Genomic DNA, 11,939 nt, shown 5'->3' with positions numbered 1-11,939 from the left:
GATTTCGACAAGTTCTGCGTCAAAAGTTCGAAAGATTGATTCAGAAATTATCGAAATTGACGAAAATTATTTCCCCGAACCCCGTTCAGGCAGCGGCTTTTTGCAATCCCCGCAGGGCCTGTTCCAGGTCGGCGAGAATGTCGCCCGGCGTCTCCAGCCCGACCGAGAGGCGGACCAGTCCGTCGGAGATGTCGTGGGCGCGACGCTCCTCGGCCGTGTAGGTCGAATGGGTCATGCTGGCCGGGTGCTGGACGAGGGTCTCGGCGTCGCCGAGGCTGACGGCACGGCGCGCCAGTTGCAGGGCGTCGAGGAAGCGGATGCCGGCCGCCATGCCGCCGACCAGCTCGAAGGCGATCATGCCGCCGAAGCCCGGCATCTGCCGCGCGGCCAGTTCGTGCTGGGAAAAGCTTGCAAGCCCGGGATAGTGGACGGAGACAACGGAGGGATGCGCCTCGAGCAGTTCGGCGGCGGCCATGGCGCTGGCGCAATGCCGCTCCATGCGCAGTTCCAGCGTCTTCAGCCCGCGCATGATCAGATGGGCGGTGAGCGGAGCCATGACGGCGCCGGTCATGTCCTTCAGCCCGACAAGGCGCACCGCCTGCATGTCGGCGCCATTGCCGACGGCCAGGCCGGCGACGAGATCGCCGTGACCTCCCAGATACTTGGTCGCCGAATGGACGACGATGTCGGCGCCGAGCTCCAGCGGCCGGGTCAGGAGGGGCGTCGCATAAGTGTTGTCGACGACGGTCTTGGCACCGGCCTTGCGGGCGATCGCCGACACGGCGGCAATGTCGACGAGGCGCATGTTGGGATTGGCCGGCGTCTCGAAATAGACGATGCGGGTGCGATCCGAGATCGCCTCCTGAAGGTTGGCCGGATCGCGCATGTCGACATGGGTGACGGTGACGCCGAACTTCGCCAGCCCGTGGCGGAAGAAGGCGAAGGTGCAGCCGTAAAGCGTCTTGTCGACAAGGATCTCGTCGCCCGGCGACAGGAAGGTCCACATCACCGCGGTGATGGCGCCCATGCCGGATGCGAAGGCGATCGCCGCCTCTCCGCCTTCCAGCACAGCCATGCGCTCTTCCAGCAGCGACAGGGTGGGGTTGGAAATGCGGCTGTAGACATGGCCGGCGCGCTCGCCGGCAAACATCTCGCCGCCGGCCCCGGCCGTCTCGAAGGCGAAGGTCGAGGTCATATGAACCGGCGGGGTCAGCGCGCCCTCGTGGGCGAGCGGATCGTAGCCGTGATGGATGGCGCGGGTGGCAAAGCCGAGCGGGCGGTTGCTGCGGGTCATGGCGAAGGCTCCTCTACCGGGGGCGAGCGGCGAGAGCGCGGGCTACCTCGCCCCGTTCCTCTCCCGAACTGCTGAGAGCAGTCTAGGGTTTCACACGAGGCTGTTTCTGGCGTAGTTTGCCTCTCAATCCCCTTGGATTGGCAGATCCTGCCAGTAGGGAGCCGAAACATGGATGATATCGATCGTCGCATCCTGCGCGAGTTGCAGCGGAACGGGCGGCTCACCAACCAGGAGCTCTCCGAACGGGTGGGCCTGTCGCCCTCGCCCTGCCTGCGCCGTGTGCGCAACCTGGAGAAGTCCGGCGTCATTTCCGGCTATGCGGCCGTGGTCGATCCGCAGGCCTACGGGCTGCCTGTAACCGTTTTTCTGCAGGTGAAGCTCACCCCGCACACCCAGGAAACCGTCGCCACGTTCGAACAGGCGGTGGCCGGGATCGAGGAGATCATGGATTGCTATCTTCTGGCCGGCGACCGCGACTATCTGCTGAAGGTCGTCGTCGCCTCGCTGGCTGATTACGAGGCTTTCATGCGGCGGCGCATTCACAAGATTCCCTGCATCGCCTCGCTGGAATCGAGCTTCGCCTTCGGCACGGTCAAGCATGCCCAGGTGCTGCCGGGGTGAACCGGCCCGCATCCCGTGCCGGCCGGTGCAAGCCAAGGTCTTGACGCGGCTAACATTGTCATCCAGCCTTCACCAAGGTCGCCTATCAGACATCCGGACGACAACGGATGCGCATCGCGCCCCAGTGGAGGAAACAGACATGACCATGCACCTGACGAAAGTCGCCGGTGCGGCCAGCGTTGCCGCACTTCTCACCGCGCTGCTCGCCGGCGCGGCGCAGGCCGAGTTCAAGCTCGACAGCCGCTACAGCGATGCCGACGGCGACCTGATCGCCGACATTCCCTCCGACCCGGCCCAGCAGGTCGACCCGTCGACGCTGATCTTCGCCTATACACCGGTCGAGGACCCGGCGGTCTATGCCGAGGCCTGGGCCGACTTCCTGACGCATATGGAAAGCGTCACCGGCAAGAAGGTGCAGTTCTTCCCGGTCCAGTCGAACGCCGCCCAGATCGAGGCGATGCGCGCCGGCCGCCTGCATGTCGCCGGTTTCAACACCGGCTCCAACCCGCTTGCCGTCGCCTGCGCCGGGTTCCGCCCCTTCACTATGATGGCCAAGGCCGATGGCAGCTTCGGCTACGAGATGGAGATCATCTCCTATCCGGGCTCCGGCATCGAGAAGCCGGAGGACATCAAGGGCAAGACACTTGCCTTCACCGCCGAGACCTCGAACTCCGGCTACAAGGCGCCCTCCGCGCTGCTCAAGGCCGAGTATGGCCTGGTCGCGGGAACCGATTATGAGCCGGCTTTTTCCGGCAAGCACGACAACTCGGTCCTCGGCGTCGCCAACAAGGACTATCCGGCAGCGGCCATCGCCAACTCGGTGATGCACCGGATGATCGACCGCGAAGTGGTCAAGGCGGAACAGCTCGTGTCGATCTACAAGTCGCAGACCTTCCCGACCACCGGCTATGGCATCGCCCATAACCTGAAGCCGGAGCTGCAGGAGAAGATCAAGGAAGGCTTCGCCACCTTCAAGTGGGAAGGTTCGTCGCTGGAGAAGGAATTCTCCAAGTCCGGCGAGGCGCAGTTCATCCCGATCACCTTCAAGGACAACTGGTCGGTGATCCGCCAGATCGACGCGGCCAACGACGTCTCCTACAACTGCCAGTAAGGGCAGCGTTGCAACTGAACGGGTGCGCGGGCGGCCTTCCGCCCGCGCATTCCCGTCGTTGTCGCGCTTTTCTTCCCCCCTCTTCCCCCGTGCCATTGCCACATTGCAGGACACCGCATGCTGACAGTCGATGCGCTCACCAAGACCTACAAGACCGGCGACAAGGCGCTGAAGTCGGTCAGCTTCACCGTGCCGAAGGGACAGGTGGTCGGCCTGATCGGCCCCTCGGGCGCCGGCAAGTCGTCGCTGATCCGCTGCATCAACCGCCTTGTCGAACCGAGCGAAGGCCGGGTCCTGCTGAATGACCTGAACATCACCGGACTGCCGGCAGGCGAATTGCGCCGGGCAAGACGCCGGATCGGCATGATCTTCCAGGAATACGCCCTGGTGGAACGGCTGACGGTGATGGAGAACGTGCTGTCGGGCCGGCTCGGCTATGTCGGCTTCTGGCGCTCGTTCCTGCGCCAATTTGCCGGCGACGACGTGCAGAACGCCTTCCGCCTGCTCGACCGGGTCGGACTGATCGATCACGCCGACAAGCGTGCCGACGCGCTGTCGGGCGGCCAGCGCCAACGTGTCGGCATTGCCCGCGCGCTTGCCCAGGACCCGGAACTGCTGCTGATCGACGAGCCGACCGCCTCGCTCGACCCGAAGACCTCGAGGCAGATCATGCGGCTCATCGTCGAGATCTGCGAGGAGCGCGAGTTGCCGGCGATCATCAACATCCACGATGTCGTGCTGGCGCAACAATTCACCCAGCGGATCATCGGTCTGAAGGCTGGCGAGATCGTCTTCGACGGCGCCCCCGAGCTGCTCGACGAAAGCGTGCTGACCCGCATCTATGGCGAGGAGGACTGGACCGCCATGCGCCGCGCGGCGGAAGAGGACGACCATGCGGAGCGCGACGCGGCCGAGCGCATGGCCGGGATGATCTGAGCCATGAGCGCGACCGCCAAGACCTATCCGCGCCGCTGGCGCCGGCCGGCGACGATGATCCCCGATCCGCGCTGGCGCTACGGGATCTACGCCGCCATCCTGATCTACCTGGTGCTCGCCATCAGCACGGTCGACGTCAACTGGGCCCGCGTCTGGGACGGGCTCGACCGGGGCGGGCGCTTCGTCATGGGCTTCCTGACGCCCGACTTCACCAGCCGCTGGAAGGATATCAGCAATGGCATGGTGGAAAGCCTGACCATGACGGTGACTGCGACCGTTGCGGGCGTGCTGATTTCCGTTCCGATCGGCATCGGCGCGGCGCGCAACATCGCCCCGATGCCTGTCTATTACGCCTGCCGCGGTCTGATCGCCCTCAGCCGCTCGCTGCAGGAGATCATCATCGCCATCCTGCTGGTCGCGATGTTCGGTTTCGGTCCCTTCGCGGGTTTCCTGACCCTTACCTTCGCCACGATCGGCTTCCTGGCGAAACTGCTGGCGGAGGACATCGAGGACATCGACGAGACCCAGGCCGAGGCCATCCGCGCCACCGGCGCCTCCTGGTGGCAACTGGTCAACTACGCGGTGCAGCCGCAGGTGATGCCGCGCCTGATCGGACTGACGCTCTATCGCTTCGACATCAATTTCCGCGAAAGCGCGGTGATCGGCATCGTCGGAGCGGGCGGCATCGGCGCGACGCTGAACACGGCCATCGACCGCTACGAATATGACAGCGCCGGGGCGATCCTCCTGATCATCATCGCCGTGGTGATGTTCGCCGAATACTCCTCCAGCTATATCCGCAAGTGGGTGCAGTAAGATGCCGGTGACACAAACCGAAAACGGGCCGGCCTGGCACCTTCGCACACCGCGCGCGCGGCTTGCCCTTTGGGCAGGATGGTTCGCGCTCGTCGCGCTGACCGTCTGGTGCTGGCAGATCATGACGAAGGACACGATCTGGCTCTTCGTCATGGACGCCCCGCAGCAGGCCGCCGATATCGGCTCGCGCATGTTCCCGCCGCGCCTTTCCTATATCGAGAAGCTGCTCTGGCCCTTGTGGGACACGCTCAACATCGCGACGCTGGGCACGATGCTGGGTGTCATCATCGCGACGCCCGTCGCCTTCCTGGCCGCGCGCAACACCACGCCGAGCCTGCTGGTCGCCCGGCCGATCGCGCTGTTCATCATCGTCGCCTCGCGTTCGATCAACTCGCTGATCTGGGCGCTGCTGCTGGTCTCCATTCTCGGCCCCGGCCTGCTCGCCGGCATCATCGCCATCGCGCTGCGCTCCATCGGCTTCGTCGGCAAGCTGCTCTACGAGGCCATCGAGGAGACCGACGCCAGCCAGACCGAGGCAATCGAGGCAACCGGGGCCAGCGGTGGCCAGGTGCTGATCTACGGCTACTGGCCGCAGATCGCGCCCGCCTTCTGGGGCATCTCGGTGTTCCGCTGGGACATCAACATCCGCGAGAGCGCGGTGCTGGGCCTCGTCGGCGCCGGCGGTCTCGGCCTGCAGTTGCAGGCTTCGCTCAACGTTCTGGCCTGGCCGCAGGTGACGACGATCCTGCTCGTCATCCTGGCCACCGTCGTCTTCAGCGAATGGGTCTCGGCCAAGGTCCGCCACGCGATCATCTGAGCCGCGTCGGCGGAACCTCCAGCCCTGGGGAAAGTCAAGCGCCGGATCCGAAAACGGGTCCGGCGCTTTTCGCGTCCGCAGCGGCTCCGCGTTTCTGCGTATTGATATCTGACACATCAATTTGACAAAGTGAGATATCCATACTGCCCACTGGAGCCTTTCCGACATGATCACCGCCGCCCAGATGCGCGCCGCGCGGGCGCTGCTCGGCATCGACCAGAAGACGCTGGCCGAGCGCGCCGGCGTATCGGTGCCGACGATCCAGCGCATGGAAGCCAGTTCCGGCAATGTGCGCGGCGTCGTCGACAGCCTGACCAAGGTGGTCGAGGCGCTTTCGCGTTCCGGCATCGAACTGATCGGCGAGGGCGCACCGTCCATCGGATCGGGGCGCGGGGTGCGCTTGAGGGAACCGGCGGCATCCGGCGGCGCGCGCACGGGAGAACAGCCGTGAGCGCCGGTCCGGCGACAGCGGGCAGCGACAGTCGCAAGGACGCGCCGGGCTTTGCCGACCTGTTCACGCCCAAGCTCGTCACGGTGCTGCGCGAGGGCTATACGCGCGCGCATCTGAAGGCCGATGCGCTTGCCGGACTGACGGTCGCCATCGTCGCGCTGCCGCTGTCGATGGCGATCGCCATCGCCTCGGGCGTGTCGCCCGCGCAGGGCCTGACGACGGCCATCGTCGGCGGCTTCCTCGTCTCCGCGCTCGGCGGCAGCCGTTTCCAGATCGGCGGACCGGCGGGCGCCTTCATCGTGCTGGTGGCAACGACGGTGGCGACGCACGGGGTCGAGGGGCTGGTGCTCGCCACGTTCCTGTCGGGCCTGATGCTGGTTGCCGCCGGATTGCTGCGCTTTGGCACCTATGTGAAATTCGTGCCCTATCCGGTGACGGTGGGCTTCACCGCCGGCATCGCCGTCATCATCTTCGCCAGTCAGGTGAAGGACCTCCTCGGGTTGCAGCTGTCGGGGCCCGAGCCCGGGCCGCTGGCGGAAAAGCTTCCCGTTCTGTGGGCGGCGCTGCCGAGCATCACGCCGGCAAGCAGCGCGCTTGCCGGGGCAACGGTCGCCGTGATCGTGTTGCTGAAGCGCTGGCGCCCGACCTGGCCGGGCCTGCTCATCGCCATCGCACTGGCGGCCGCCGTCACCGCGCTGGCCGGGCTGCCGGTGGAGACGATCGGCTCGCGCTTCGGCGGCATTCCCTCCTCCCTGCCGATGCCGGCGCTGCCCGATCTCTCGCTCGAACGGATCGTCGCGGTGCTGCCCAGCGCCTTCGCCTTCACCCTGCTCGGCTCGATCGAATCGCTGCTCTCGGCGGTGGTCGCCGACGGCATGAGCGGGCGGCGGCACCGCTCCAACTGCGAGTTGGTCGGCCAGGGCATCGCCAATGCCGGCTCGGCGCTGTTCGGCGGGTTCTGCGTCACCGGCACCATCGCGCGGACCGCCACCAATGTGCGCTCGGGCGCGCACGGGCCGGTGGCGGGCATGGCGCATGCGCTGTTCCTGCTTGCCTTCATGCTGGTCGCGGCACCGCTTGCCGCCTATATCCCGCTGGCGAGCCTTGCCGGGCTGCTGGCCGTCGTCGCCTGGAACATGATCGAGCGGCATGCCTTCGCGACGCTTATACGCGCCTCGCGGGGCGATGCGCTGGTGCTGCTCGCGACCTTCGGGCTGACCGTGTTCCGGGACGTGAGCGAGGCGATCATCGTCGGCTTCGCGCTCGGCTCGGTGCTGTTCATCCACCGCATGTCGCAGGTAACGGCGGTCGAGACCCATCTGCCCTTCGTCGCCGAGGACGAAGCCGACAGGCCCGGTGGCGGCCGCCGGCCCTATGACGAGGCCAGCAGCATCGACCCTCAGGTGGTCGTCTACCGCATCTCCGGCGCCTTCTTCTTCGGCGCGGCCGCCTCGATCGCGGCGGTGCTCGAGCGGATCGCCGACAGCCACAGGGCGCTGGTGATCGACTTCGCCGCCGTGCCGTTCCTCGATTCGACCGGCGCGCACAGCATCGAGAGCCTGGCGGCCAAGGCCTCGCGGCGCGGCGTCACCGTGGTGCTGAGCGGAACCGCACCCGAGATCCGGCGGCAGCTTGTCGTGCAAGGGCTGGAGGCACCGCTGGTCACCTATGCGGCGACCCTCGACGAGGGCCTGAAGCACGCCCGCGCGGCGATCGGCGAGTGATGCGGCGGCCGAGGAAGGCCGCCGGGCCGGTCAGTCGTCGCGACCCTCGATCCAGACATCGCCCTGCGCCACCGCCACGGACTTGAGGATGGCGTGGCAGGCAAGGCCGGGGGCAAGGGCAAGCGCTTCGGCCGAGCGGCGGGTGATGCGGGCAAGCAGGCGTTCCTCGCCGGCGCGCAGTTGCACGACGACGCCCGGTCCCTCGCCCATGCGCAGCGCGGCGACCTCGACGGACAGGATGTTGAGCGCGGAAAGGCCGACCGGCGCGGTGCGCGACAGGATCACGTCCTGCGCATGGATGCGCACGCGCACCCATGTGCCGACCGCCGCCGCGACCTGTGGCAGGAACAGGGGGCCGGCGGCGGTTTCCAGTTCGCTCAGCCCGTCGGCATGGTGGCGCAGGACCCTTGCCCGAATGACGGCGCCGGCATCGCGAATGCCCAGCGTCGGCACCGCGCGCGGGTCGCTCAGAACCTCGACCGGCGTGCCGGTGCGCACCACCTGGCCGTTCTCCAGCGCGACGACCGTGGTGGCCAGACGCGCCACCTCGGCGACCGAGTGGCTGACATAGAGGATCGGCACCTCGGTCTCGTGGGCCAGGCGTTCGAGAAAGGGCAGGATCTCCGCCTTGCGCGCCTCGTCAAGGGCGGCGAGCGGTTCGTCCATCAACAGCAGCCTGGGAAAGCTGAGCAGGGCGCGGCCGATGGCGACGCGCTGCTTCTCGCCGCCCGAAAGGGTGCCTGGCCGCCGATCCAGCAATGCCTCGATGCCGAGCAGGGCAATGAGGCGGGCGAATGCATCGCCGTCGGCGGCCCTTACCCTGCTGCCGGCGAACCAGCGGCCGTAGCTGAGGTTCTGGCGGACTGTCAGGTGCGGAAACAGGCGCCCTTCCTGGAAGACATAGCCGATGCGGCGGCGGTGCGGCGGGATCCTTGCGCCGGTTTCGGTGTCGAAGAGGACGGTGCCGTTGATGCGCGCATGGCCATGGTCGACGGCCAGCAGCCCGGCCAGCGCGTTGACGACAGTGGTCTTGCCCGAACCGGAGCGGCCGAACAGGGCGGTGACGCCGGCCGGTGCCTCGAAGCGGGCATCGAGGGTGAAGCCCGGGAAGGCATGGCGAAGGGAGACGTCGAGGCTCATGCGCCGGCAATCCGCCTGGCGACGGCGCGGCCCACCCATTCGGAGGCAAGCAGCGCGGTCATCGCCACCACGATCGACACCAGCACGAGGCGGAAGGCGGACGTCTCCCCGCCCGGCACCTGGAGGAAGGCATAGATCGCCGAGGGCAGGGTCTGGGTCTCGCCGGGAATGTTGGAGACGAAGGTGATGGTCGCCCCGAACTCGCCCATCGCCTTGGCGAAGGCGAGGATTGCCCCGGCGATGACGCCGGGCAGGATCAGGGGCAGGGTGACGGTGGCAAAGACCATGACACGCGAGGCGCCGAGCGTGCCGGCCGCCTGCTCCAGCTTCGGGTCGACCGCCTCGATGGCAAGGCGGATGGCCCTGACCATCAGCGGGAAGGCCATGATCCCGGCGGCAAGGGCCGCGCCCGTCCAGCGGAAGGCGAAGACAAGGCCGAAGGCGTCATGCAGGAAACTGCCGACCGGCGCGCGGCGGCCGAAGGTTAGCAGCAGCAGATAGCCGGTGACGACGGGCGGCAGGATCAAAGGCAAGTGCACGATGCCGTTGAGCAGCTGCTTGCCGGGAAAATTTCCCCGGGCAAGCAGCATGGCAACGGCAATGCCCGGCGGCAGGCTGAGAAGCGTCGCCCAGAAGGAGACCCGCAGCGACAGGCCGACCGCACTCCACTCTTCCGGGCTCAGGAAATCCATGCGCGTTCGTTCCGCTCAAGCTCAGTCGAGGACCACAAACCCCTCGGCGGCGAAGATCCCGGATGCCTCGGCACTGCCGAGAAAGGCCAGGAAGTCAGTGGCCAGCGGATTGTCGCGCCCGTCCAGCACTGCTGCAGGATAGACGATCGGGGGATGCGTGTCGGCGGGAAATGTGCCGACCACGCCGACCCTCGCCTCGGCCACCGCATCGGTCGCATAGACGATGCCGAAGGGGGCCTCGCCAGTGGCGACAAGGGCAAGGGCGGCGCGCACATTGTCCGCCTGCGCGACCTTCGGCGCGACCGTGTCCCAAAGGCCCAGGTGCGTCAGTGCGGCCTTGCCGTAGATGCCGGCGGGAACCGCCTCGACAAGGGCCATGGCCAGCCTCCCCTCGCCGATGAGGCCGGACAGGTCGAGGGCGGGCGAAATCTCGAGGGGAGCCACGTTGCCGTCATGGGCGACCAGCACGATGGAATTGGCAAGCAGGTCGCGGCGGGTCCCCTCGATCAGCAGGCCGTCCGCCTCCAGCCTGTCCATCCAGTTCGCATTGGCCGAGATGAAGACGTCCGCCGGGGCTCCGGCCTGGATCTGGCGGGCAAGCGCGGAACTGCCGGCAAGCGAGACGACGACGTCATGCCCGGTCCGCGCCCGCCAGACGGCCGCGATCCCGTCCATGGCGTTCTTCAGGCTGGCGGCGGCGAAGACCGTGACGCTGCCGCGTTCCGGCGTCTGGGCACGGGCCGCGTCCGGGGTCCAACCAGCCAGCGCAAGCAGCAGGAACGCCGCGACGGCGATCCGGCGGACGATCGGGAACGGACCGGAAAACAACAGGACGGCCAAGCCGAAACGATGCGAGCTCATGGCAGGCTCCTCACGGGAGGGGAAAGAACGCGGGCAGACCCGCAGTCGATATGTCTGATAGAACATATCGACTGGCTTTCGAGGGTTTGCAAGCGTTATTTCCTTCCGGACACATCGATGCCAGAGCGCGCGCCGGTGCCGCAGTCCTCGCGCAGCAACGCGCGCAATCCGTCGATCTCCTCAAGGCCCGCGGCCGCGGCCTTCTCCTCCAGCTGCCGGTAGAGCGCGAGCACCCTCTCGCCTGCCTCGGTCAGGCGTGCCCCGCCGCCCTGCGCCCCGCCCCTGCTGCTTTCGACCAGGGGGGCGTGAAAGGTCGCATTCAAGCTTTCGGCCAGCATCCAGGCGCGCTTGTAGCTCATGCCCATGCGTCGCCCGGCCGCAGCGATGGAACCGGTCGCGGCAATGTTCTCCAGAAGATCCGCCTTGCCGGGACCAAAGGCCACATCCGGCTCGAACACGAGGCGCAGGCGCACGCCCGTTGTCTTGTTTCCGACTTTCATATGCGGAGCGTAGACGGTTTGACCGGCAGTGGGAATCCGCCGTGTGGCGGCTGTCTGCCGACAAGAGAAAGGGCAGCGAACCCTCTGGCTCGCCGCCCTTGGAAATCCGGCAGATCCGGGTCCGGCTCGGATGTTCAGACGGCCGGCTCAAGCAGCAGGGACTTGACGCCGATGGTCAGGTTGGTGCCGGTCTGCGATTCCACGCTGACCGGATTGAGTGCGATCGACTTGTCGAGACCGCCGAGAAGCGCATTGGCCGTCAGGCCGACGCCGAGGCTCGCCCCCGCCGTCACCCCGCCATAGCTGCCGGCAAGGGCGCCGGGGTCCGTGTCGGCGGTGGGAGCGAACACGCCCCAGACAAGCGTGGCACTGTCCTGCGTTCCGATATCGAGGCCGAACTCGCGACTTTCTCCACGGTAGTAGGTGGTATCGCCGCCATCGGCGGGACGATAGCTGCAGGCGAGCGAGTTGGTCCCGCCGACAATGAAGTTGCTTTCACCCGTCACGTCGCATGTCAGCTTGCCGATCTCGACGCCGGGCTTTGCCTCCTGCGCGCCCACAAGGGACGGCGCGGCGGCAAGGGCGAGAATGGCGGTTCCGGCGAGGCCGATGGTTCGAAGCATGCAATCCTCCTATGGTTGCGGGCGGCCCCGGGGAGAGGCGTCCGCGGTTGGTTGCTGCCCCGTCAACGGGTGAGAGAAACAATGGTTCCACCGCCGCAAGACGGCGGCAGGACGGATCCGGAGACGCAGGCGGAGGACCCGTTTCGCGTTCCACGCTTGAATATTCGCTCCATTTAGCAAAGCAAATATATGCCGCCCGCATCGAGCAAGACGAAGAGTACGAACGCTATTTCGACTTGTATTACCAAACAGTCCCAAAGCAAGACCGAGCCTCTTAAGCAGCAATTAAGCACTTCCCGCCTAAGAGTGCGCCATCATTCCGGCGGTGCTGCCGCCTTACCCTCCGACATGAA

At 66.7% G+C, this 11,939-nt stretch carries 13 protein-coding genes; 7 read left to right on the top strand and 6 right to left on the bottom strand.

The annotated features are described in order from the left end of the window. Positions 1-85: 85 nt before the first annotated feature. Positions 86-1,294: a methionine gamma-lyase gene (locus RBB46_RS06425; protein WP_306028076.1), complete on the bottom strand. Its 1,209-nt coding sequence runs from the start codon at positions 1,292-1,294 to the stop codon at positions 86-88. A gap of 168 nt (positions 1,295-1,462) precedes the next feature. Between RBB46_RS06425 and RBB46_RS06420 the strand changes: the two genes are divergently transcribed. The 7 genes from RBB46_RS06420 to RBB46_RS06390 all read left to right on the top strand — a co-directional run bounded on the left by RBB46_RS06420 (position 1,463) and on the right by RBB46_RS06390 (position 7,770). Beyond that, positions 1,463-1,915: an Lrp/AsnC family transcriptional regulator gene (locus RBB46_RS06420; RefSeq protein WP_306028075.1), complete on the top strand. Its 453-nt coding sequence runs from the start codon at positions 1,463-1,465 to the stop codon at positions 1,913-1,915. A 139-nt stretch (positions 1,916-2,054) separates the two neighbouring features. Beyond that, positions 2,055-3,026: a phosphate/phosphite/phosphonate ABC transporter substrate-binding protein gene (phnD, locus tag RBB46_RS06415; RefSeq protein WP_306028074.1), complete on the top strand. Its 972-nt coding sequence runs from the start codon at positions 2,055-2,057 to the stop codon at positions 3,024-3,026. Positions 3,027-3,143: 117 nt separating this feature from the next. After that, the gene (gene phnC / locus RBB46_RS06410) at positions 3,144-3,962 is read left to right on the top strand and encodes a phosphonate ABC transporter ATP-binding protein (protein ID WP_306028073.1); all 819 of its coding nucleotides are present in this window, start codon (positions 3,144-3,146) and stop codon (positions 3,960-3,962) included. 3 nt (positions 3,963-3,965) lie between these two features. Further along, positions 3,966-4,778 (top strand): phosphonate ABC transporter, permease protein PhnE, encoded by an 813-nt coding sequence (gene phnE, locus RBB46_RS06405; RefSeq protein ID WP_306028072.1) that lies wholly within the window; start codon positions 3,966-3,968, stop codon positions 4,776-4,778. A 1-nt stretch (position 4,779) separates the two neighbouring features. Continuing rightward, entirely contained in the window at positions 4,780-5,595 is an 816-nt protein-coding gene (gene phnE, locus RBB46_RS06400) for a phosphonate ABC transporter, permease protein PhnE (protein ID WP_306028071.1), read from the top strand. 166 nt (positions 5,596-5,761) lie between these two features. Beyond that, the gene (locus RBB46_RS06395) at positions 5,762-6,046 is read left to right on the top strand and encodes a helix-turn-helix domain-containing protein (RefSeq protein WP_306028070.1); all 285 of its coding nucleotides are present in this window, start codon (positions 5,762-5,764) and stop codon (positions 6,044-6,046) included. Beyond that, positions 6,043-7,770 carry a SulP family inorganic anion transporter gene (locus tag RBB46_RS06390; protein WP_306028069.1) on the top strand — a complete coding sequence of 576 codons (1,728 nt, stop codon included), beginning with the start codon at positions 6,043-6,045 and terminating at the stop codon, positions 7,768-7,770. The genes RBB46_RS06395 and RBB46_RS06390 overlap by 4 nt, the downstream gene beginning before the upstream one ends. 30 nt (positions 7,771-7,800) lie before the next feature. Here RBB46_RS06390 and modC read toward each other — a convergent pair whose 3' ends face one another. The 5 genes from modC to RBB46_RS06365 all read right to left on the bottom strand — a co-directional run bounded on the left by modC (position 7,801) and on the right by RBB46_RS06365 (position 11,586). Then, complete coding sequence (gene modC, locus RBB46_RS06385) at positions 7,801-8,910, bottom strand: molybdenum ABC transporter ATP-binding protein (protein ID WP_306028068.1); 1,110 nt, start codon at positions 8,908-8,910, stop codon at positions 7,801-7,803. Beyond that, positions 8,907-9,602: a molybdate ABC transporter permease subunit gene (modB, locus tag RBB46_RS06380; protein WP_306028067.1), complete on the bottom strand. Its 696-nt coding sequence runs from the start codon at positions 9,600-9,602 to the stop codon at positions 8,907-8,909. The genes modC and modB overlap by 4 nt, the downstream gene beginning before the upstream one ends. 21 nt (positions 9,603-9,623) lie before the next feature. Continuing rightward, positions 9,624-10,463, bottom strand: coding sequence for a molybdate ABC transporter substrate-binding protein (gene modA, locus RBB46_RS06375; protein ID WP_306028066.1), 840 nt, complete (start codon positions 10,461-10,463; stop codon positions 9,624-9,626). A 95-nt stretch (positions 10,464-10,558) separates the two neighbouring features. Further along, complete coding sequence (locus RBB46_RS06370; protein ID WP_336623141.1) at positions 10,559-10,936, bottom strand: LysR family transcriptional regulator; 378 nt, start codon at positions 10,934-10,936, stop codon at positions 10,559-10,561. Positions 10,937-11,097: 161 nt separating this feature from the next. After that, positions 11,098-11,586: a DUF992 domain-containing protein gene (locus RBB46_RS06365; RefSeq protein ID WP_306028064.1), complete on the bottom strand. Its 489-nt coding sequence runs from the start codon at positions 11,584-11,586 to the stop codon at positions 11,098-11,100. Positions 11,587-11,939: the final 353 nt, after the last annotated feature.

This window comes from Stappia sp. MMSF_3263 (assembly GCF_030733745.1).
In the GTDB taxonomy this organism is placed as follows: Bacteria; Pseudomonadota; Alphaproteobacteria; order Rhizobiales; family Stappiaceae; genus Stappia.
Note: the sequence above shows the minus strand (reverse complement) of the source record. Positions and strands in the feature narration are given on the sequence as shown.